The following is a 20591-nucleotide window of genomic DNA, read 5'->3' on the forward strand; positions in this document are numbered from 1 at the left end:
TACCGGCAGACTGGGACCGTGACCTCCTCGACTCCGTCCTTCGACGATCTGACCGCAGACGACACCCCCCGGCTCGTCGAACTGAACGACTCCGCTTACCCCGCGGTGCCGATCACGTCCGCCGAAGAAATGGCGGCGCTGCTCGCCATCGCCGGGTTCACGTTTGCGGCCCGCCACGACGGCACGCTCATCGGATTCGTGATCGGGATGCGACCCGGGGCCGGCTACTCCAGCGAGAACTACCGCTTCTTCGAAGCGCGCGGGTCGGACTTCCTGTATGTGGACCGCATCGTGATCGACAGCTCGCGGCGCGGCGTCGGCACCGGCCGGGCGCTGTACGAGGCGGTCTTCGCCCTCGCCCGCGAGGAGGGTTTCCATGAGGTGACCTGTGAGGTCAACCTCGATCCACCGAACCCCGAGTCACTCGCGTTCCATGCCCGGCTGGGCTTCGAGCGCGTCGGCGAGCAGGAGACGAAGAACGGATCCGTCACCGTCGCACTGCTCGCCGCTGCGGTCTGAGAGCGACTACAGCCCCACCTGTCTAAAGTCCGCTCTTGGCGTTGCGCTTGCGCGGTTTGAGGCTCTCCGCGCTCACCATCCAGGCGTACTGCTCCATCGTCTCGATCACCGTGTGGAGGATGTCCGCGGTGGTCGGGTCGGCCTCGTCGACCTCGTCGTGCACCCGGCGGCAGGTCTCGGCAGTGGCATCCAGTCGCTCGGTGATGAGGCTGACGACCTCGGAGGTGTCGACCTGGTCTTCGGGGAACTTCGGCAGGGTGGTGGTGGAGCTCACCGTCTCGGATCGACCATCGGGCAGGGCGTGGAGGGCGCGCATCCGCTCCGCGACCTCGTCGGACAGCCCACGGGCCGCTTCGATGATCTCGTCGAGGATGAGGTGGGTGTCGCGGAAGTTCGTTCCGACCACGTTCCAGTGGGCCTGCTTGCCCTGGATGTGGAGCTCGATGAGATCCACGAGCACGGCCTGCATGTTGTCGGAGAGTTGCTTGTTTGCTTTCATGCCGGTGACGGTACACGCGCTAGCCGGGGGTTCAACCCGTTGCGCGCCGGAGTGGGTCGGGCCGTCCGACCGGCGCAATACGCTGGGGGGATGCATCCGCTCCAGCCCACCGTCCGGTGAGCGACGCCCCGGCAGTGAAACCCCGACTGTCGCGCGACGTCGTCGTGCTCGGTGTGATCGCCTTCTTCGTGATGGTGGGGTTCGGCGTGGTGGTGCCGGTGCTGCCCGTCTATGTGCGCAGCTTCGGTGTGGGAAACGCCGAGGTGGGCGCGGTCGTCTCCGCCTTCGCGCTGTTGCGCTTCGTCTCCAGCCCGTTCTGCGGTCGGCTCATCGACTGGGCGGGGGAGCGCGCCATCCTGTCGATCGGTATCGGGATCGTCGCGCTGTCGAGCGGCCTCGTCGGCATCGCGCAGAACTATCCGCAGCTGCTGATCCTGCGCGGCATCGGGGGGATCGGATCGGCGATGTTCACGGTGTCGGCGATGACGCTGCTGATCGGGTCGACCTCGACCGCGATGCGCGCGCGGTCCATCGGTTTCTACCAGGGTGGTTTTCTCATCGGAGGCATGACTGGCCCGGCCCTCGGCGGGCTGCTCGCCACCGTCTCGCTCACCGCTCCGTTCTTCTTCTACGCGGGCACGCTCGCTGTCGCCGGCATCGTCGGCATCCTGCTGCTTCGGCCGCGCACCGTCGCCGCCGTGTCGGACACGGCCGCGGCGCGCATCCCGTTCCGAGAGGTGGCACGCGACCGTGGGTTCCGGGCTGCCTGCATCGCGAATTTTGCCCAGGGCTGGACGTCCTTCGGAGTGCGCAACTCGCTGGTGCCCGTGTTGATCGTGGAGGTCCTGAAGGGACCGAGCGCCTGGACGGGGGTCGCCTTCGCCTTCTCCGCAGTCGCCCAGGCCATCGCCCTTGCCCCGGCCTCCCGCTTCATCGACACTGTCGGTCGCAAGCCGGCAATCGTCGGCTCGTTCGCGGTCGCGGCGGTCACCATCGCGGCCGTTCCCTTCGTCACGAGCTTTTGGGCGCTCACGGCGCTTCTCTGCCTGTACGGCGTCGCGGCGGCGTTCATGGGCACGGCTCCGGCGGCCGCGGTGGGCGATGCCGCCGGCGCGGCGGGTGGGAGGCCCGTCGCGGTGTTTTCGATGTTCTCGGACTTCGGCGCGATAATCGGACCGCTCGTCGCCGGCTTCCTCGCCGACACGGTGTCGTATCCGGTGGCCTTCGCCGTCGGGGCCCTCTTCTTCGCCGGGGCCTCCGCCTATGCACTGCGGATGCCCGGACGATCCCGCGCTCCGCTCGCGACCTGACGCGCGCTGTTTGTCGACTCGTACGGTGACTCCGCCCGCGGGCGGCGCTGTTACCGATCGCTGCGCGCGGTGAGTGGGCAACTCTGCACCGAAAACGTGATTCTTGGCGCCGACTTTGCCCAGTCGCGGATGGCCCAGTCGCGGATGTTTGTTCACCTGTCAGCCCGCAGTCACACGAGCAGCCCGCAGCCACACCTCGCCGTGCAGCCGCCCCCTCGCCGTGCAGCCACACCTCGCCGTGCAGCCACACCTCGCCGTGCAGCCGTCCATGTGACGCCACTCTTGCCCACTCGCGGGCCTCCCGCGGGGCATCCTTCGCGCGCCCACTCCCGTGCGCATGGCCGCCGCCGCATCACCGGTGAGTGGGCAACTCTGCACCGAAAACGTGATTTTTGGCGCCAACTTTGCCCAGTCGCGAGCGTTCATACTGCGCTCACACTCGCCGCAACAGGCACATTGACCGAGCAGGCGGAAGTCGGGGGCCTTTCAGCTCTGCGGGTAGATCGTCTCCCCGCGACCGAGCATCGCCACGAACTTCTCGACCTTTGCCGCCCGGGTCGCGGGGCGCGTCACCGCGGCGATCCGGAACAGGATCGCGAAGCGGTTCTGGGCCGAGAGTGCGGCGAAAGTCGCCGCCGCCGCCGGGTTCGCCGCGAGCGCCAATCGCAGGTCCTCCGGCACCTCCGCGTCCTTCTGGCGGTAGGCGGCATCCCAGCGCCCGTCCGCGCGGGCCCGTTCGACCTCGGCGAGGCCGGCCGGTCGCATCCGTCCCTCTTCGACGAGTCGGGCGACGTGATCGCGATTGATCTGGGACCACATGCTCTTCGCTCGCCGGTGGGTGAACGACACCAGGTAGAAGTCGGCGTCGAAGGCGTTGGTCTGTCCATCGATCCAGCCGTGGCAGAGCGCGACATCCAGGGCCTCGGCGTAGACGATCCCCGGGGTCGTCGATCCCTTCTTGCGGAGCTTGAGGCGCACCCCGGTCGACTCATCACCCTCGGCGAGAAGCCACGCCTCCCACTCTCCGGGCGTCGCGAAATGCATGACCGGCTTCGACTCATGGGCGACCATGCGCCCATGCTAGAACCGACCACCGGGTTTCGCGAGCGCCGTCGCCGAGGAGCAGACTGGGAGCATGGAATACACGCGACTCGGCAACAGCGGACTGGAGATCTCGGCGGTGACGCTCGGATGCATGAGCTACGGGGACCCGGGGCGGGGCGGCCATGCGTGGACCCTTCCGGAAGAGCAGAGTCGGCCGTTCATCCGTCGTGCTCTCGAGCTCGGAATCACCACTTTCGACACCGCCAATGTCTATTCAAACGGCTCGAGCGAGGAGATCGTCGGTCGCGCGCTCGGCGAATACGCGAAGCGCGACGAGGTCGTCATCGCGACCAAGGTACACGGGGTGATGAGGCCAGGCCCGAATGGCGGCGGGCTGTCCCGAGGTCACATCATGGAGCAGATCGACGCGAGCCTCCGCCGGCTCGGCACCGACTACATCGACCTGTACCAGATTCACCGGTGGGACCCGCGGGTGCCGATCGAAGAGACTATGGAGGCGCTTCACGACGTCGTCAAGAGCGGTAAGGCCCGCTATCTCGGAGCATCCTCGATGTTCGCCTGGCAGTTCGCGACCGCACAGCACACTGCTGACCTGAACGGCTGGACCCGCTTCGTCTCGATGCAGGACCACTACAACCTCATCAACCGCGAGGAAGAGCGGGAGATGCATCCGTACTGCCTCGACCAGGGTGTTGGCGTGCTGCCCTGGAGTCCGCTCGCCCGTGGCAAGCTCACGAGGGACTGGGATGCCTCCTCCTCACGCTCCGAGAAGGACGAGTTCGGCAAGACGTTGTACACCCAGTCCGAGGACTCCGACCGTCGGGTCGCGGATGCGGTGGCCTCCGTCGCCGAGGCGCGCGGAGTGCCGCGCGCGCAGGTCGCCCTCGGCTGGGTCGCGCAGCAGCACGCCGTCTCCTCCCCGATCGTCGGCGCGACGAAACTCTCGCACCTGGATGACGCGGTGGCCGCCATCGAGCTCGACCTCACGGATGCCGAGCTCTCACTGCTTGCCGAGCACTACGTCCCGCACGCGATCGCGGGCTTCTAAAGCGCGTCTTTGGAGCTCGCTTCTCGACTGGGCTCGTTTCTCGACTGGGCTCGTCTCTAGACTGTGCGCACTTCTAGACCGGGCGGGCGTCTCGCCCGGTGAGCGCGAGCAGGCGAAGCTGCAGCGGCGCGTCTTCGGGAAGAGGCACGGGAGCGGCGAACAGGCCGCTCGCCGCCAGGGTGTCCCGCTGCGGTTCGAAGACCGTCCAGACCGCCTCGACGAGTCTGTCATCGAGGGCCTCGTCGGCGCCCACCGCCCGCGCGAGGTCCCACGAGTGGATGGTGACATCGCTCACCTGTTCACGCAGGTAGTCGGTGACCGCGACAGTGTCGTAGGACAGATGCACCCGGGCATCCGTCGACGCGGCATCCCAGGCCGAGGTCGCGGCAAGCGAGTACAGCCGCCACTCGGCCCGCAGGTCGTCACCGAGCGGCTGGATGCGGCGCTGCGCGTCGGCAACGGTGCTGCCGGCGAGGAGATGCGGCACCCACTGCTGCTCCTCGACCACATGGCTCACGAGGTCGCGCACGGTCCAGTCGGTGTCGGGGGTCTGCGCATCCCAGTCCGAAACCTCGGCGAGCCGCACCCCGAATTCCCGGTGGGCCTGTTTCTGCAACGAGAGCCAGTCGTGGGCGGAGGGTGATTCGCTCGGGTCCATGTGTGTTCCAACGCTGAGCCGTTCGATCAATTCCCGCAGTCTAGGTTCCGCTCCCGATCGAGAAGCTGCGGCTGTTGGACGTCATGGTCAGCGAGCCGTCCCTCGCCCAGAAATATTCGTAGAAGACCGGCTGGGGAGCGCCCTCGGGATCGGGGTTCGGCACGGTCTCTGCCGTGCTCAGCCGCAGACGCAGTCCCTCGGCCGAGTACCGGGGTTCCGAGACGCAGGTCATGCTGTTGGTGCGGTCCGGCAACACGACGGCGAGGCAGACGAGGCCCGAGACGGTTCGCGCGACATAGGTGAGAGCGTCCTCCGGCGTGGAGCCGAAATTGCCGAAGGACCGGGTGGACGTGGGGTCCACTCCGGATCCGAGAAGCACCAGAGGCACGTCTTCGGGCTCCTGGCTTCCGTTGAAGATCTCGAGCCCGGGTGCCGCGCGCGGGGCGGCGCTCGCGCTCGGTGACGCGGGTGTCGGCGTCGGGCCCGCTGCGGGAGAGACGCGTCCGAGCGCAAATCCTCCTGCCGAGAGGAGAATCGCGACGACGGATGCTGCCGCGATCATCCCGACCGGCCACGCACCCCGCGATGCGGGTTTCAGCCTCACCCAGGGTTGGTCGCCCGGATACCCCGGTGCGTTCTCGACCGGCGGGACGAGCGGGACCGGCGGGACGAGCGGGACCGGCGGGACGAGCGGGACCGGCGGGTGCTCGAGCAACTCGAGTTGCCGCTCGGCCTCGAGAAGTTCGAGCTCATTGGCGCGAAGACGCACCGGCTTGCCGGAGACCGGATCGACGGCATCGACGAGGGGGGAGTCGACGCCGCCGCGAGAGTAGACCTCGCGTCGCAGACGTGCGATCCGCGCGATAAGCGGGCCGGCATCCGTGTCGTCGTCCATGAGTCCTCATCGATGGGGCTTGGTCACCCCCACCGTACGCCCGGTCGTAGTCATGAAAACATGAGCAGCGACGCCGCGAGTAGCCCGATCGACCGTTCCCGCACTGTGACCTGGGAGGATCCGCTCGTCGGCGCGGCCCTTGCGAAGACGATGTCCGGCCTCGAATACATCCAGGGCCTCATCGATGGCAGCGTTCCGGCGCCTCCGATCGTGAATCTCATGAAGATGAGACCGGTGTCGGCCGAGGTCGGAAAAGTCACGTTCACCTGCGATCCCGACGAATCGCACTACAACCCCATCGGTACCGTGCACGGCGGTCTGGTGTGCACTCTTCTCGACTCCGTGCTCGGCTGCGCGGTGCAGACGACCCTGCCGAAGGGCCAGGGGTACACCTCGCTCGAAATCAAGATCAGCTATCTTCGTCCGGTGCTGGCCGAGACCGGCATGCTCACCGCCGTCGGAATCGTCACGAAGCCGGGCAGCCGGGCCGCTTTCGCCGACGGTACCGTGCACGACTCGAACGGCAAGCTCATCGCGACCGCGAGCAGTACCCTCCTGGTCTTCCCGGTCTGAGCCCGCCGCTGGCTGTCAGCCGAGGCATTGCCCGCGCACACCGGCACCCTCCGAACCAGGTCCTGTGACCGCACCCGCGCCTGCGCCGCGTGAACGTCCCACGTGCAGCAACGTGTGTGACGGATGTTGCGCCTGAGGCTCATCCGTCACTGGCGTCACGGGCAGTCCTGCATTTGCGACGGGCCGCACACGCGAAGAAGGGCCCCCGCGACGCGGGGACCCTTCGTAGGGGAGGAGGGACTAGGCGGCCTGGAGCACGAACTGCAGCTCGAAGTTGATGCTGACGTCGTCGCCGAGGGTGAACCCGCCGGCCTCGAGGGCCGCGTTCCAGCTCACGCCATAGTCGTGGCGGTTGATCTTGGTGGAGGCCGTGAAGCCGGCCTTGGTCTGGCCGTAGCCATCGGTCACGATGCCGCCGAACTCGCCGGTGAGAGTGACGGACTTGGTCACGCCGCGGAGGGTCAGGTCGCCGACGACCGTGATGTCGTCGCCGTCGAGAACGACGCTCGTGGACACGAACGTGATGTTCGGGAACTCGTCGGCCTTGAAGAAGTCGTTGGTGCGGAGGTGGTTGTCGCGGTCCTTCTGGTTGGTGTTGACCGAAGCGACCTCGATGGAGGCCTCGACGGTCGAGTCCGTCGGGTCCTCGGCGGTGACGATGGTCGCGGTGAACCGCTCGAAGGTGCCGCGAACCTTGCTGATGGCGAGGTGCTTCACCGAGAAGGTGACCTCGGAGTGGGTGGGGTCCAGCACCCAGGTGCCGGCGACGTACGTGGGGTGAGTGTCAGTGATGGTTGTCATAATCCTATGCAATCGTATGAACCTGGGTTCTATTCCCAACTTTGGTGACATGTCATAAACATTTTTCGCACCGTTTCCCGACCCGACATCTCGTCGGCATCGCTAGCCTCGTCTCATGCCCCGATATGTCGCCCTCCTTCGGGGGATCAACGTCGGCCGGGCGAAAGCGATCCCGATGGCGGATCTCGCCTCGGTCTTCACCACGCTCGGCTTCACCGAGGTGGCCACCGTTCTCCGCAGCGGCAACGTCGTGTTCGAGTCGCGTACCGCGGTGTCGCGTGATGCCGCGGAACGCATCGAGGCGGGGGTTCTCGCGGCGACCGGAGTGCAATCCAGCGTGCTCCTGCGGGATTCCCAGTCGTTTTCGGACATCCTCGACGCCAATCCTCTCGTCGACATCGCCACCGACGGATCGAAGAGCTTCGTCACCTTCGTGACCTCGATGCCGACCGGGCTCGAGCTCCCGGACGCCGACATCCTCGCGCCAGAGCGACTGGCGGTCGGCCCCGCCGCGGTGTACCAGTGGATGCCCGAAGGCAGCCTCCAGACCCGAGTGCCGAAGGCGTTCTGGAGGCAGTTCGATGCTCCCGTAACGGCCCGGAACTGGAACACCGTGCAGAAGCTGCGAGCTCTTCTCGACCGCTGATTCCGCCACGCGCGGGAGGGCCTTCGACCACTCCTTCACAGGCAACGCGGAGGTTCGTCCCCAAGGCTGGACGACGGCATCGACGCCACGAGAGTTCCGACGGTGAGACCATTCCGCCAGTCAGCGAACCAGTCGATAGCCCGCTTCCCACCAGTATCGGGAAGCATCCCGTACCGGGAGACAGCCGCCGCGCGACCCCGTGTCGCCGCCCGTTGCGACGTTTTCGACCTAGCGAAAACGTCGGCGCGGACAATCGGAGATCCTCATTTGCCAAAACAATCCCTGAATTCCTCTGCGCGCGCCCGAATTCGCGCCCTCCCTGCCGTTCCGGCCGAGCACAGCCCCGAACTCCCGGCCCTCAACGGCCGATCGGTGCGCAACCTGCGTCATGTCCGCGCCGTGAAGGCGGTGCGCGGGGGAGTCTCGGCGGCCGCCGCGACGTTCGCCGTGGTGATCGCCGTCGGGCTCGGGGTACCCGCGTACGCGGCGGCGACCGCGACGGCCCCGGTGCGGTCACTGCCGCTGCAGAGTCTCACTGTCGCCGACATCGCTCCGGTCGCGGCCGTTGCTCGCGATGCCTACGGCGTCACGGTGCCCCCACCGCTGCAGTGGCCCGTCGACCCGTCGAGCCCGATCAGCGACGGATTCGGGCCGCGCGCTTCGCCGTGCGCGGGGTGCTCCTCCAATCACGAGGGCGCCGACTACGACGCCGGCTACGGAGCGACCGTGCACGCGATCGCCGCCGGAGTGGTCGTCGAGACCAACAACCCCGGCTGGGCCGCGCTCGGCATCCATGTGGCGATCCAGCATGTGATCGACGGCCAGGTCGTCACGAGTGCGTACGGCCACATGCAGGTCGGATCCATGAAACTTCGGGTCGGTGACGTCGTCTTCGCCGGAGAACCCATCGGCCTCGTCGGGAGCACCGGCGCGAGCACCGGTGCCCACCTGCACTTCGAGATCCGCCTCGGAGGCACCTCTCCCGTCGACCCGGTCGCCTGGATGCACGCCCGTCTCGGGTGAGGCGACCGCAAGTCTCCGAAACTAGTCAGCTAGCTGAACGTCACTCTCAGGCTCGTTGGATAACGTGCGAAGGTGACCAATCTCGCCGCCCCGTTCCGGTCACGGGTGCTCTCCGCATTCACCGGCAATTCGACCGGGCGCCCGGACTGGGTGAAGCAGATCGAAGAGGGTGAGGACGCCGGATTCTTCGGAGTCGGCTCCGCATCCTGGGCGGTGCACGGAGGCATGGCTACCCTTGTCGCGGGCATTCGTGCGCTGCTGATGCAGACCCTTCACCCGGGAGCGATGGCCGGAGTGCACGACTGGTCCCGCTACAAGGAGGATCCACTCGGCCGGCTCTCCGGCACCATCCAGTGGCTGATCGGGGTCACCTTCTCGGATACCGAGATGGCGATCCGGGAATCCAACCGGGTGGGACGCTTCCACGATCGCGTGACGGGGACGTACATCGACGCGGACGGGATCGAACGCCCCTACGCCGCGGGGGATCCCGAACTGCTGTCATGGGTGCACGTCGTGTTCACGGACGCTTTTCTCGGAAGTCATCTCATCTGGGGCGCGCCCATCCCCGGGGGCGCCGACCGCTACGTGCGCGAGTGGACGAAGGCGGGTGAGCTCGTCGGAGTCGTGGATCCGCCGGCCTCGGAATCGCAATTGCGATCGCAATTGGACGGCTTCCGCACCGCCGGCATCCTCAAGAGCGATGATCGGGTGGCCGAGGCCGTACGGTTCATCCGGCGACCGGGCATTCCCCGCGGCATGCGTCCGGCCTACAACATCCTGTTCGCCGGGGCAGTGGCGTCGATCCCCGTCGAATACCGCCGGATGCTCGGGCTCCGTCGTCCCTGGTGGCCGGCGATAACAGCCACACGCCTCGTCCTCGTGCTCGTCGGCCGACTTCTTGGGCGCAGCTCGACCTCGGAGGATGCCGCCCGCAAACGACTCGCCAGGCTCGGGTTGCTCTGACCGCCGCCGCTGTCGTCCGTCGAGGGTAGATTCGCTCATGGAATGAGACGCAACCGATGAGCAGACCGAACCGATGAGCAAGCAGGACGGGCGTGACCGCCAGGTCAGCGCGACCTCCGTCGACAGCAGCTCGGCTCCCATCCTGCACGTCGACCTCGATGCCTTCTTCGCGTCCGTCGAGTTGCTCGATCGCCCCGAGCTCGCCCACCTTCCGGTGGTCGTCGCCGGAAAATCGATGCGCTCGGTGGTGACGGCGGCGAACTATCCCGCTCGCAAGTACGGCGTGCGATCGGCCATCCCGCTCTCGCAGGCGCTTCGGCTCTGCCCCAAGGCGATCGTGCTCGAGCCGCATTTCGAGAAGTACCGGCATTATTCGACGCTCGTGATGGAGATCTTCGACGATGTGACTCCGCTCGTCGAGCGGCTCGGCATCGACGAGGCGTTTCTCGACGTGTCGGGCGCCGGCCTCATCGGGAACCCCGCCGAGGTCGCGACGCTGATCCGTCAGCGGGTGCAGCAGGAGACGCGGCTCACCTGCTCGGTGGGAGCGGCATCCACTAAATTCGTGGCGAAGCTCGCCTCCGGCCGGGCCAAACCCGACGGGCTGCTCGTCGTGCCGGCTGACCAGACGCTCGCCTTCCTGCATCCGCTGCCCGTCGGAGCCCTGTGGGGTGTGGGTGCGGTCACCGAGGAGGCACTGACACGTCGCGGCCTTCGCACGATCGGAGACATCGCCCGCTCCCCGCTGGCCTCGTTGCAACGCGCGGTGGGGGATGCGTCGGGGCAGAAGCTGCACGACCTCGCCAACGGTCGCGATCCGCGGTCGGTGACCACGGCATCCGTCGAGAAGAGTGTCGGGCACGAGGTGACCTTCGAGGTCGATACCGTCGACGCCGACGAACTGCGCCGGGAACTCCTGCGCCAAGCCAACGCCGTAGCGGTGCGGATGCGCACGGCCGGCTGGGTGGGGCGCACCGTCGTGCTCAAATTGCGCTACGACGACTTCACGACCATCACCCGGTCGCGCACCCTCGCCGAATCGACGGACGTCGGTCGCCGCATCTACGAGGAGGTGCGGACGATCTATGAGGCGCTCGGCCATCACAATCCGGTGCGGCTGATCGGGGTGCGCATGGAACAGCTCACCGAGGGTGACGGCCAGCAACTCGGGCTCTGGGACGACGACGAGGACTGGCGAGAGGCCGAAGACACCATCGACGCCGTCACCGCGCGTTTCGGTCGCGGGATGCTGCGGCCGGCATCCCTGCTGAAGGCCAAGGCTCCGCGAGGTGACGCGCAGAACGCGCACCGGATCGACTACGAGCCGCCGCGCTGACCGCTCCCGTCCTACACTCGGTTCATGGATGACGGGACCTGGGGCCGCGCCCCGATCGAACCACAGAGCGTCAATGCCCCTCTCTCGACCGCCGCGGTGTTCCTTGTCGTGACCATCGCGGAGGACGCAGAGGCCGTCGCGACAGCGCGCGAGGTCATCTCCGACATCGGCGGACTGGTGAGGGCGGTCGGATTCCGCGACCTGAACGGCCACCTGTCCTGCAACGTCGGAATCGGGGCGGCGGCCTGGGATCGCTTCGATCAACCGAACCGCCCGGCGCAACTGCGACGCTTCGCGGAGATCCGGGGAGGGGTCCATACCGCGGTCAGCACTCCCGGCGACCTGCTCTTCCACATCCGGGCCGAGCGCCCCGACCTGTGCTTCGAGCTCGAGCGGCTCCTGCTGCAGAAGCTCGGATCTGCCGTCGAGGTGGCCGACGAGACGCAAGGTTTTCGGTATTTCGACTCCCGCGACCTGCTCGGATTCGTCGACGGTACCGAGAATCCGACCGGCTCATCGATGGCCGAATCCTCCCTCGTCGGTGACGAGGATCCCGGATTCGCTGGCGGAAGCTATGTCGTCGTGCAGAAGTACCTGCACGACCTTGGCCACTGGGCGTCCCTCTCGACGGAGCAGCAGGAGCATGTGATCGGGCGCACGAAGCTGGACAATGTGGAGCTCGACCAGCCGCCGACAGAACGCAAGTCGCACAAGTCGCTGAACACGATCGTCGACGCGAACGGCGTCGAGCACGACATCCTCCGCGACAACATGCCGTTCGGAAGCCCCGGGAACGGCGAATTCGGCACCTACTTCATCGGCTATGCGCGCGAGCTCTGGGTGATCGAGCAGATGCTGCGCCGCATGTTCATCGGAGACCCGGTGGGGGAGTACGACCGCATCCTGGACGCCTCCACCGCAATCACCGGCTCGACTTTCTTCGTGCCGTCGCTCGAGGTGCTCGAGTCGCTCGCCGCGGAGGAATGACACACGGTCCCGACCCTTGCTCCGCAGGCCCGGACTGGCCTCCGCTCGCGATCCTCAGCGAGGAGACGGTCGTCGGCGTGGTCGCTCTCGTGGACGAGCGCGAGCGCAACGGATGCTGGAGTTGCTTCCGCCTCAGGGTGCACTTGCGGAACTCCGCGGCGATCGCCCTCGATGGATCACAGGGTTTCCTGAGGTCCGCCGTACTCGATCCCGACGGCGATGAGCTCGACTACGCCTTCGGTGTAGACGCGGTCAGTACTGGTTCTTGATCACGAAGAAAGACCCGCGGATCACGCCCGCGAGTTTCGACTTCTGCCGGGCGAATTTGAACCGGGTTGCGAGCTCTTCGGGTATCTCCATGCCCTCGGAGAGCTTGAATCCGACCGCTCGCTTGCCTCCGTCATCCAGCGCGTACATCACGTTGATCGCCAGGCCGGATTCGTAGAACACATAGACCATGCGGTAGCCGCCGACCTCGAAGGAGGTCACTTCCAGCGGCGGCGAAGAGATGACGATGTCGCGTTCCTCCGCAAGAATGCGGGTCGCCCAGTCGAGGGCATCGGTCTCCTCTTTCGCTGGCCCGACGGTGAAGACGTGGTCGTATTTGTTCTTGAAGTAGCGGGCCTCATTCGACCGAAGGCCCGCCAGCGCGGGCGCGACCGGGCTCGACTCGAGCCCGGAGATCGAGACGTTCTCGAAATCAACGACCTTGCGCATGTGAGCTCCCTCTTCGACCCTGCGATTGTAGTGCGCCGCGGAGGCGACTTGGCGGGGGATCCGCGCGGTCGCGGAGGCGGAACCTCTTCGCGGACGGGGCGGTGCCTCCCTCCGCGAGTGTTTTTCCCCGCCGCGACGCCTGTGCCCCGCGAGCTGCCCCGCGACGCCTGAGCCCCGCGAGCTGAGCCCCGGGATCTGAGCGCCGCGACACCCGGCCGCTCACCGCGCGACGATCGCCGCCGACCGTGCCCCGAGCAGCATCTCAGACGACGAGGCCGCCACCGAACGGGTGGTGGCGAGCAGCAGCGTGCCGCCGTACGGCAGGGCGACCGGGAAGTCGGCGAAGTTGACGACGACGGAGGTGCCACCGCCGGCGGACCCGGCGCGGTGCAGGGCGAACCACTTCGCGTCGTCGTCGAATTCGGTGCTGATGCGCGTCATCCGCGGGTCGGTGAGGTCCGGTCGATCACGGCGCAGCTGGGCGAGCGAGCGGTAGAGCTCGAGGAGTCGGGCATGGTCACCCTGCGCCAGTTCGCCCCAGTCGAGCTTGGAGCGCTGGAAAGTCTCGGCATCCTGCGGGTCCGGAACGACGGCGGGGTCCCAGCCCATCTTCTCGAATTCCCGGATGCGACCCTCCGCCGTCGCCGCCCCGAGCTCTGGTTCGGGATGCGAGGTGAAGAACTGCCACGGCGTGGTGGCGCCCCACTCCTCGCCCATGAAGAGCATCGGGGTGAACGGGCCGGTGAGCGTGAGCACTGCAGCGATCGCGAGCTGGTCGGCGTCGAGCGTCGCACTCAGGCGATCGCCGATCGCCCGGTTGCCGATCTGGTCGTGGTTCTGGTTGGCCACGACGAGACGCCAGGACGGCATGTTCTCGATATCGATCGGATGCCCGTGGTCGCGCTCTCGGAACGAGGAGTAGGTGCCGTCGTGGAAGAATCCGCGGGTGACGACCTTTGCAAGGGCGTCGAGGTGCTCGAAGTCGGCGTAATATCCCGTGGTCTCCCCGGTGAGGGCCACGTGGACGGCGTGGTGGAAGTCGTCGCTCCACTGGGCGGTGATGCCATAGCCCCCACCGCCGCCCTCGCGCGGGGTGATGAGCTTCGGGTCATTGAGGTCGGACTCCGCGATGAGGGTGAGCGGGCGTCGGAGCGCGGCCGACAGGGCATCCGTCTCCTCGGAGAGTTCCTGCAGGATGTGCTTCGGCGACTCGTCGACGAGGGCGTGGACCGCGTCGAGGCGAAGGCCGTCCACATGAAAATCGCGGAACCAGCCGAGTGCGTTGTCGACGATGTACGACCGCACGGCCGGCTCATCCAGGTTGATCGAATCGCCCCAGGTGTTCGATGAGCCCGTGCGGAGGTATGGCCCGAAGCGCGGCAAGTAGTTGCCGCTCGGCCCGAGGTGGTTGTAAACCACGTCCTGGATCACGCCGAGACCGCGCGCGTGGGCGGCATCCACGAATCGTTCGTACGCGGCCGGCCCGCCGTAGCTCTCGTCGACGGCGTACCACAGCACTCCGTCGTAGCCCCAATTGTGGTCGCCGTTGAACCCGTTGACGGGAAGCAGCTCCACGAAGTCCACCCCGATCGAGACGAGGTGGTCGAGCCTCTCGATCGCGGAGTCGAGGGTGCCCTCCGGGCTGAAGGTGCCGAGGTGCAGCTCGTAGATCACACCCCCGGCGAGTTGGCGCCCGGTCCAGGATGCGTCGGTCCACTCGAAATCGCTGGTGAAGGTGCGGGAGAGCCCGTGCACGGACTCGGGCTGGCGCCGGCTGCGCGGATCGGGGAGTGCCGTCTCATCGCCGTCGACCAGATAGCCGTAGTCGCCGCCGGAGAGCCCCTCCGGCGCGGTCCACCAGCCCCCGGTGGTCGCAATCATCTCGTGCCGTTCTCCGTCGAGGAGCAGCGTGAGGGTCGAGGCCGCGGGGGCCCAGATGTCGAAGGTCGGCTCTTGAGGGGTCATCATCGTCCTACTCGCTTGGGACCAGCAGTGCTACAGGGTACCGCTCGAGCACCTCGGAGAGCAGAAGGGTCCCACCTTCGAACTGCCGGCCGGTGAAGAGGTCGGTCACCGGGCGTCCGGCGACGATCACAGAGGTATCGCCCCAGCCGCCCGCCCGGGTGAGCCCGATCGGCAAACGGGTGGCGAGCGTCAACGCTTCTCCGCGGTCGAACGCGACCACGTGCTTTGCCGCAGAACCGTAGGCCTCGATCGCGGCATAACGCGTGAAGAACTCGGGACGATCGCGGCGAAGGCGCAGGGCGCGCGAGGTCACGAGCAGCTTGGCAGCGCCCGACTGGTCGATCGGCGGGTGCGCTCCGGCATCGATGGCGGCGAGGTAGAGCCGTCGTTCGTCGAAGTCGACCGGGCGCCGGTTGTCGGGGTCGACGAGGGAGGTCTCCCACAGTTCGCTGCCCTGGTAGACATCCGGAACGCCGGGGGCGGTGAGCTGGATGACCTTGGCCGACAGCGAGTTCGACCAGCCCGGCTGACGCACGGCATCGAGCACGCGCTCGAGGATGCCGACCACGTGCGGGTCGTCGAAGGCGGAGTCGATGAGTCCATGCATCCGCGCTTCGAATTCCTCCCGCGGTGCGGTCCACCGAGTGGAATTGCCGGCTTCCCGTGCCGCCTTCTCGGCATACGCGTGCAGGCGCTCGCGACTGGCGGGCCAGGCTCCCACGATCGCCTCCCAGAGCAGTGACTCGAGGGGGCCGTCGCCGAGTGGCACCGCGGCTCGCAGTTCGCCGAGCGCCCGCTCCCATTCGGCGGGGATCTCGGCCAGCACACTGATGCGGGCCCGCACGTCTTCCCCGCGCTTCGTGTCGTGGGTGGAGAGGGTGGTGAGCGATGACGGGAAGCTCGCCTGCCGCAGCTGGTGCCGCCGGTGGAACTCGTCGATGCCGATCGAGAATTCGCTGGGGTCCGCGCCCACCTCGGTGAGGGATCCGAGCCGGGTGTAGCGGTAGAAGGCGGTGTCTTCGACACCCTTCGCCATCACCATCCCCGAGGTCTGCTGGAAGCGGATCGCGGCCGGGTGGCTCGGGTCGCTGAGTGTCGGGAGAAGCTCGTCGATGCGCTCGGAGAGCTCCGGACGGTATTCCTTCGCGAGCCGCACGGCCTCGTGCAGGTGCTCGATACCGAGGGGCAGGTAGGAACGGTAGACCGGGAAGCAGGCCAGTAGCTCGGCGAGGGCATCCGCGGTCTGCTCGTGAGCTTCGGGAAGGTCGAGGTCGCGTTCGAGACGCAGCACCTCCGAGCGCAGGATGCCGTCCGCGATCGCTCGCTTGGTGCTGTGGATGAGCCGGGTCCAGGAGACCGGCTCGGTCGAGTCGCGCAGGGTGGAGTCGAGCGCGTCGAGTGCCTTACGCCCGGCCGGATCCACGAGTACCCGGTCGACATCCGCGAGGGCGTCGTAGCCGGTGGTGCCGGAGGCGGCCCAGGAGGTGGGCAGCTGTTCGTCGCCCTCGAGGATCTTCTCCACGAGTACGTAAGCCCCGTCGGTGGCCGCGGCGAGGGCGTCGAGATACCCTGCCGGGTCGGCGAGGCCGTCAGGATGGTCCACCCGAAGCCCGTCGGCGAGCCCCTCGGTGATCCAGCGGATGATCTCCACATGCGACTCGTCGAAGACCCACGGCGTCTCGACCCGGATGCCCGCGAGCGTGTTCACGGCGAAGAATCTGCGGTAATTGAGCTCGGCATCCGCCCGGCGCCAGTTCATCAGCTCGTAGTTCTGGCGGGAGTGGATCTCCGCCGGCGACGCTCCGTCATGTGCAGTGCCGGGGGCGAGCGGGAAGCGATTGTCGTAGTAGGCGAGCTCGCCGTCGATGATCTGGAACCCCGGTTCCGGCTCGTCACCGAGCACGGGGATGCGCACCTTGCCGCCGCCGAAGACCCAGTCCACATCGAAGGCCTCGGCATAGCGCGACTGTCGTCCGTGGGTGAGCAGGTCCCACCACCAGACGCTCTGCTTCGGAGTGGCGACACCGACATGGTTGGGGACGATGTCGATGAGCACGCCGAGCCCGAGCGCGCGGGCGGCCGCTGAGGCGGCATCCAACCCCTCGCGGCCCCCGCGCGCCGGGTCGACGAGCGAGTGGTCGACGACGTCGTAGCCGTGGTCCGATCCCTCCTCCGCCTTCAGGATGGGGGAGAGGTAGAGCCAGTCCGCGCCGAGATCGTGCACGTAACCGGCGATGGCCGCCGCCGCATCCAGGTCGAAAGACTCGCGGATCTGCAGCCGGTAGGTGGAGGTGGGAACCCGCATCAGTGAGCCTCGGGGATGCGCGGCGCGGCGGCCTGCGTGCCGGCCTGGGCGCTGAGCGAGGCCGCGACCGAATGATCGATCTCCACCTCAGGGGCCACCCATGCGCGCATGACGACCAGGGATTTCGCCACGACCGGGAGCACATCCTTCGCCTTGCGCGGCTCGGTGTCGGCGAGCTCGCCGGAGGTGTCGATCACGATCTCCCACGACCCCGAGAACTCCTCGGAGGGAAGGGTGAAGTCCACCGATTCGTCGCCCGCGTTGAAGAAGATCGCGAAGTTCAGGTCGGTGATGCGCTGGCCGCGCTGGTCGCGACCCTGGATCCCATTCCCGTTGAGGAATACACCGATGGCACGCCCGAATCCGGAGTCCCAATTGTCAGGTTCCATCTCTTCGCCGCCCGGAGTCAGCCAGACGATGTCCGCGAGAGGTTCACCCGCTCCGCGCTTGACCGGCCGGCCATCGAAGAAGCTCTTGCGGCGGAAAGTGGGGTGGTCTTTGCGCAGCCGGGTGACGGCGGCCACGAATTCGGTGAGCGGGGCATCCGCCGCATCCCAGTGCACCCACGAGATCTCGGAGTCCTGGGCATAGGTGTTGTTATTGCCCTGCTGGGTACGGCCGAGTTCGTCGCCGTGAAGGATCATCGGCACACCCTGAGAGAGCAGCAGGGTCGCGAGGAAGTTGCGCTGCTGGCGGGCGCGAAGACCGAGCACCGCCGGGTCATCCGTCGGTCCCTCTGCCCCGGAGTTCCAGGAGCGGTTCTCCGACTCCCCGTCCTTGTTGTCCTCACCGTTCGCGTCATTGTGCTTCTCGTTGTACGACACCAGGTCGGCGAGGGTGAAGCCGTCGTGGGCTGTGACGAAGTTGATGGATGCCACGGGCCGACGCCCATCGCCCTCATAGAGGTCGGCCGAGCCGGTGAGACGTGCCGCGAACTCGCCGAGGGTCGAGGGCTCTCCGCGCCAGAAGTCGCGCACGGTGTCGCGGTACTTGCCGTTCCACTCCGTCCACTGGGGAGGAAAGTTGCCCACCTGGTAGCCGCCAGGGCCGACATCCCAGGGCTCGGCGATGAGCTTCACCTGCGAGACGATCGGATCCTGCTGCACGAGCTCGAAGAAGGTCGAGAGCTTGTCGACGTCGTAGAACTCGCGGGCGAGAGTGGAAGCGAGGTCGAAACGGAACCCGTCGACGTGCATCTCGGTGACCCAGTAGCGCAGGCTGTCCATGATGAGCTGCAGCGAGTGCGGGTGGCGCACGTTGAAAGAGTTGCCGGTGCCCGTGTAGTCCATGTAGAACTGCTCGTCGTCCTCGACCAGGCGGTAGTAGGCCCGGTTGTCGATGCCCTTGAACGAGATCGTCGGGCCGAGGTGGTTGCCCTCCGCGGTGTGGTTGTAGACCACGTCGAGCACGACCTCGATGCCGGCGTCGTGCATCGACCGCACCATGCCCTTGAATTCCTGCACCTGCTGGCCGCGATCACCCGTGGACGAGTAGCTGTTCTGCGGCGCGAAGAACCCGATGGTGTTGTAGCCCCAGTAGTTGCGGAGGCCCTTGTCGAGGAGGGTCGAATCCTGCACGAACTGGTGCACCGGCATGAGCTCGAGCGTGGTGACGCCGAGCTTTTGCAGGTGCTCGATCACCGCCGGATGAGACAACCCGGAATACGTTCCCCGCTGCTCCGCCGGGATATCGGGGTGAAGCTCGGTGAGGCCCTTCACGTGGGCCTCGTAGATCACGGTGTCGTTGTACGGCACTCGAGGATGACGGTCGCCGGCCCAGTCGAAGAAGGGGTTGATGACGATGCCCATCATCGTGTGGCTCGCCGAGTCGTCGTCGTTGCGCGAGAGCGGGTCGCCGAAGTTGTAGGCGAAGAGGGACGGATCCCAGTCGAAGTCCCCGCAGGTGGCCTTGGCATAGGGGTCGAGCAGGAGCTTGTTGGGGTTGCAGCGCTTGCCGGATTCCGGGTCGTATTCACCGTAGACGCGGTAGCCGTAGCGCTGACCCGGCTGCACCTGAGGAAGGTAGGCGTGCCAGACGTAGGCGTCGATCTCCATCAGCTCGACCCGGGTCTCGATACCGTCGTCGTCGAACAGGCAGAGCTCGATCTTCTCGGCGACCTCGCTGAAGAGAGCGAAGTTGGTGCCGCTGCCGTCGAAGGTGGCGCCGAGGGGGTAGGCGGATCCGGGCCAGGTTTCCATGGGGTTCTCTCAATTCGATCGGGCTCGCTCTGCGGGCGCTTTCACCGTATCCTGCGCGTGCCGCCAAGGTCGAACCCGGGGGGAGCCTTGACAAGTCGGCGAGAAGGTGGAATGCCGGGGGATGGCGCGAATCGACGTGATAAACGTTGAGGTTTTGCGCGCCGTGAAGTCGCAACGTCTCCCCGTTCGATTGCCGATTCGGCTCGCGCGGCCCGGTTCTGAATGAGTCTCGGTTCTGAAGGAGGGAGGCAGGGAAGCACGGGGAAGGTGTCACTCGGGGCGGTAGACTATCGCCGAACACGGGAGTCCGGTGATGCCGGGCTGAGAGGGAGCTTCTCCAAGCTCCGACCGTCGAACCTGATCTGGATCATGCCAGCGCAGGGAGGCAGCTTTTCTCTCCGGGTCGTCGCATCCGCGGCATCCCACACCCGTGCCCTCACTACCGACAGGGGCACGACGATGAACGCGACCGCAACATCCTTCCGACCGGCCATTCGCCGCCTCGACCCGCGCTGGCGGGTGGTGGATATCGTGGTCGCGAGCGTGCTCGGAGTCGCGAGCGCGCTGGTCTTCTTCGCCTGGAACCAGGTCTATGCGCCGGTCACCGCTCCCCTCGAGGCGCTGCTTCCCGGGTCGCAGGCGATGTTCTACGGGCTGTGGCTGTTCGCTGGCGTGCTCGGAGGCCTCGTCATCCGCAAGCCCGGCGCCGCGCTGTTCACCGAGCTCGTTGCCGCCATCGTCTCCGCACTGCTCGGCGCCCAGTGGGGAGGATTCGCGACGATCGAGGCCGGCCTCGTCCAGGGTCTCGGCGCGGAGCTGATCTTCCTGGTCTTCCTGTACCACCGCTGGAATGTGGTGGTGGCGATGCTCGCCGGTGCCGCGGCCGGCCTCGCCATGGCCGTCAACGACATCGTCGGCTACTACCTCGCATCCGGACCGGCATTCCAGGCGATCTACACCGTCTCCGGCATCCTGTCCGGCGCGGTCATCGCGGGCCTCGGATCGTGGTTCATCGTGCGCGGGCTTGCCCGAACGGGAGCGCTCAGCCGGTTCGCGTCCGGTCGGCTCGCCGCGCGCTGA

The 20591-nt window shown here is 67.0% G+C and carries 20 protein-coding genes and 1 riboswitch; of the genes, 11 read left to right on the forward strand and 9 right to left on the reverse strand.

The features are described 5' to 3' along the window. Window positions 1–18 precede the first annotated feature (18 nt). On the forward strand, window positions 19–519 hold the full coding sequence (locus ACVXZ4_RS06085; RefSeq protein WP_461797342.1) for a GNAT family N-acetyltransferase: 501 nt from the start codon (window positions 19–21) through the stop codon (window positions 517–519). Window positions 520–541: 22 nt separating this feature from the next. Here the strand turns inward: ACVXZ4_RS06085 and ACVXZ4_RS06090 are convergent, their stop codons facing one another. After that, window positions 542–1018, reverse strand: a complete 477-nt coding sequence (locus ACVXZ4_RS06090) for a Dps family protein (protein WP_461797343.1) — start codon at window positions 1016–1018, stop codon at window positions 542–544. 134 nt (window positions 1019–1152) lie between these two features. On the opposite strand from ACVXZ4_RS06090, the gene ACVXZ4_RS06095 reads away from it, so the two are divergent. Continuing rightward, window positions 1153–2328 carry an MFS transporter gene (locus ACVXZ4_RS06095; RefSeq protein ID WP_461797344.1) on the forward strand — a complete coding sequence of 392 codons (1176 nt, stop codon included), beginning with the start codon at window positions 1153–1155 and terminating at the stop codon, window positions 2326–2328. Window positions 2329–2814: 486 nt separating this feature from the next. On the opposite strand, the gene ACVXZ4_RS06100 is transcribed toward ACVXZ4_RS06095, so the two are convergent. Then, a complete protein-coding gene (locus tag ACVXZ4_RS06100; protein ID WP_461797345.1) occupies window positions 2815–3399 on the reverse strand; it encodes a YdeI/OmpD-associated family protein in 585 nt (194 codons plus the stop codon). Between the two features lie 64 nt (window positions 3400–3463). On the opposite strand from ACVXZ4_RS06100, the gene ACVXZ4_RS06105 reads away from it, so the two are divergent. After that, window positions 3464–4441: an aldo/keto reductase gene (locus ACVXZ4_RS06105; RefSeq protein WP_461797346.1), complete on the forward strand. Its 978-nt coding sequence runs from the start codon at window positions 3464–3466 to the stop codon at window positions 4439–4441. 73 nt (window positions 4442–4514) lie between these two features. Here the strand turns inward: ACVXZ4_RS06105 and ACVXZ4_RS06110 are convergent, their stop codons facing one another. Together ACVXZ4_RS06110 and ACVXZ4_RS06115 are read right to left on the reverse strand one after the other, a co-directional pair. Next, window positions 4515–5129: a TIGR03086 family metal-binding protein gene (locus tag ACVXZ4_RS06110; protein ID WP_461797347.1), complete on the reverse strand. Its 615-nt coding sequence runs from the start codon at window positions 5127–5129 to the stop codon at window positions 4515–4517. Window positions 5130–5139: 10 nt separating this feature from the next. Next, window positions 5140–5994 carry a hypothetical protein gene (locus ACVXZ4_RS06115; protein WP_461797348.1) on the reverse strand — a complete coding sequence of 285 codons (855 nt, stop codon included), beginning with the start codon at window positions 5992–5994 and terminating at the stop codon, window positions 5140–5142. 60 nt (window positions 5995–6054) lie between these two features. Here ACVXZ4_RS06115 and ACVXZ4_RS06120 point away from each other — a divergent pair, with 60 nt between their 5' ends. Further along, window positions 6055–6567, forward strand: coding sequence for a PaaI family thioesterase (locus ACVXZ4_RS06120; RefSeq protein ID WP_461797349.1), 513 nt, complete (start codon window positions 6055–6057; stop codon window positions 6565–6567). A 240-nt stretch (window positions 6568–6807) separates the two neighbouring features. Here the strand turns inward: ACVXZ4_RS06120 and ACVXZ4_RS06125 are convergent, their stop codons facing one another. Beyond that, complete coding sequence (locus ACVXZ4_RS06125; RefSeq protein WP_461797350.1) at window positions 6808–7368, reverse strand: YceI family protein; 561 nt, start codon at window positions 7366–7368, stop codon at window positions 6808–6810. A 115-nt stretch (window positions 7369–7483) separates the two neighbouring features. On the opposite strand from ACVXZ4_RS06125, the gene ACVXZ4_RS06130 reads away from it, so the two are divergent. The 6 genes from ACVXZ4_RS06130 to ACVXZ4_RS06155 all read left to right on the forward strand — a co-directional run bounded on the left by ACVXZ4_RS06130 (window position 7484) and on the right by ACVXZ4_RS06155 (window position 12595). Next, window positions 7484–8014: a DUF1697 domain-containing protein gene (locus ACVXZ4_RS06130; protein ID WP_461797351.1), complete on the forward strand. Its 531-nt coding sequence runs from the start codon at window positions 7484–7486 to the stop codon at window positions 8012–8014. A gap of 267 nt (window positions 8015–8281) precedes the next feature. Continuing rightward, window positions 8282–9037 (forward strand): M23 family metallopeptidase, encoded by a 756-nt coding sequence (locus ACVXZ4_RS06135; RefSeq protein ID WP_461797352.1) that lies wholly within the window; start codon window positions 8282–8284, stop codon window positions 9035–9037. Window positions 9038–9109: 72 nt separating this feature from the next. Then, window positions 9110–10003: an oxygenase MpaB family protein gene (locus ACVXZ4_RS06140; protein ID WP_461797353.1), complete on the forward strand. Its 894-nt coding sequence runs from the start codon at window positions 9110–9112 to the stop codon at window positions 10001–10003. A 73-nt stretch (window positions 10004–10076) separates the two neighbouring features. Next, the gene (dinB, locus tag ACVXZ4_RS06145) at window positions 10077–11339 is read left to right on the forward strand and encodes a DNA polymerase IV (protein ID WP_461797354.1); all 1263 of its coding nucleotides are present in this window, start codon (window positions 10077–10079) and stop codon (window positions 11337–11339) included. Window positions 11340–11363: 24 nt separating this feature from the next. Then, on the forward strand, window positions 11364–12326 hold the full coding sequence (locus ACVXZ4_RS06150) for a Dyp-type peroxidase (protein WP_461797355.1): 963 nt from the start codon (window positions 11364–11366) through the stop codon (window positions 12324–12326). Next, window positions 12323–12595 (forward strand): hypothetical protein, encoded by a 273-nt coding sequence (locus ACVXZ4_RS06155; protein WP_461797356.1) that lies wholly within the window; start codon window positions 12323–12325, stop codon window positions 12593–12595. Before ACVXZ4_RS06150 ends, ACVXZ4_RS06155 begins: the two co-directional genes overlap by 4 nt. Here ACVXZ4_RS06155 and ACVXZ4_RS06160 read toward each other — a convergent pair. The 4 genes from ACVXZ4_RS06160 to glgX all read right to left on the reverse strand — a co-directional run bounded on the left by ACVXZ4_RS06160 (window position 12579) and on the right by glgX (window position 19511). After that, window positions 12579–13043 carry a phage tail protein gene (locus tag ACVXZ4_RS06160; protein WP_461797357.1) on the reverse strand — a complete coding sequence of 155 codons (465 nt, stop codon included), beginning with the start codon at window positions 13041–13043 and terminating at the stop codon, window positions 12579–12581. The genes ACVXZ4_RS06155 and ACVXZ4_RS06160 overlap by 17 nt on opposite strands. Window positions 13044–13262: 219 nt before the next feature. After that, entirely contained in the window at window positions 13263–15008 is a 1746-nt protein-coding gene (gene treZ / locus ACVXZ4_RS06165) for a malto-oligosyltrehalose trehalohydrolase (protein WP_461797358.1), read from the reverse strand. Window positions 15009–15015: 7 nt separating this feature from the next. Beyond that, complete coding sequence (treY, locus tag ACVXZ4_RS06170) at window positions 15016–17313, reverse strand: malto-oligosyltrehalose synthase (protein WP_461797359.1); 2298 nt, start codon at window positions 17311–17313, stop codon at window positions 15016–15018. Then, a complete protein-coding gene (glgX, locus tag ACVXZ4_RS06175; protein ID WP_461797360.1) occupies window positions 17313–19511 on the reverse strand; it encodes a glycogen debranching protein GlgX in 2199 nt (732 codons plus the stop codon). Before glgX ends, treY begins: the two co-directional genes overlap by 1 nt. A 289-nt stretch (window positions 19512–19800) precedes the next feature. Further along, window positions 19801–19912: riboswitch (TPP riboswitch) on the forward strand. A gap of 58 nt (window positions 19913–19970) precedes the next feature. Here glgX and ACVXZ4_RS06180 point away from each other — a divergent pair. After that, complete coding sequence (locus ACVXZ4_RS06180) at window positions 19971–20591, forward strand: ECF transporter S component (RefSeq protein ID WP_461797926.1); 621 nt, start codon at window positions 19971–19973, stop codon at window positions 20589–20591.

This window comes from Lacisediminihabitans sp. FW035, assembly GCF_054880895.1.

Coding starts and splice junctions, on each gene's coding strand:
- ACVXZ4_RS06090 (WP_461797343.1), bottom strand. CDS start 1,018: ATGAAAGCAAACAAGCAACTCTCCGACAACATGCAGGCCGTGCTCGTG.
- ACVXZ4_RS06100 (WP_461797345.1), bottom strand. CDS start 3,399: ATGGTCGCCCATGAGTCGAAGCCGGTCATGCATTTCGCGACGCCCGGA.
- ACVXZ4_RS06105 (WP_461797346.1), top strand. CDS start 3,464: ATGGAATACACGCGACTCGGCAACAGCGGACTGGAGATCTCGGCGGTG.
- ACVXZ4_RS06115 (WP_461797348.1), bottom strand. CDS start 5,994: ATGGACGACGACACGGATGCCGGCCCGCTTATCGCGCGGATCGCACGT.
- ACVXZ4_RS06120 (WP_461797349.1), top strand. CDS start 6,055: ATGAGCAGCGACGCCGCGAGTAGCCCGATCGACCGTTCCCGCACTGTG.
- ACVXZ4_RS06125 (WP_461797350.1), bottom strand. CDS start 7,368: ATGACAACCATCACTGACACTCACCCCACGTACGTCGCCGGCACCTGG.
- ACVXZ4_RS06130 (WP_461797351.1), top strand. CDS start 7,484: ATGCCCCGATATGTCGCCCTCCTTCGGGGGATCAACGTCGGCCGGGCG.
- dinB (WP_461797354.1), top strand. CDS start 10,077: ATGAGCAAGCAGGACGGGCGTGACCGCCAGGTCAGCGCGACCTCCGTC.
- ACVXZ4_RS06150 (WP_461797355.1), top strand. CDS start 11,364: ATGGATGACGGGACCTGGGGCCGCGCCCCGATCGAACCACAGAGCGTC.
- ACVXZ4_RS06155 (WP_461797356.1), top strand. CDS start 12,323: ATGACACACGGTCCCGACCCTTGCTCCGCAGGCCCGGACTGGCCTCCG.
- ACVXZ4_RS06160 (WP_461797357.1), bottom strand. CDS start 13,043: ATGCGCAAGGTCGTTGATTTCGAGAACGTCTCGATCTCCGGGCTCGAG.
- treZ (WP_461797358.1), bottom strand. CDS start 15,008: ATGACCCCTCAAGAGCCGACCTTCGACATCTGGGCCCCCGCGGCCTCG.
- treY (WP_461797359.1), bottom strand. CDS start 17,313: ATGCGGGTTCCCACCTCCACCTACCGGCTGCAGATCCGCGAGTCTTTC.
- glgX (WP_461797360.1), bottom strand. CDS start 19,511: ATGGAAACCTGGCCCGGATCCGCCTACCCCCTCGGCGCCACCTTCGAC.
- ACVXZ4_RS06180 (WP_461797926.1), top strand. CDS start 19,971: ATGAACGCGACCGCAACATCCTTCCGACCGGCCATTCGCCGCCTCGAC.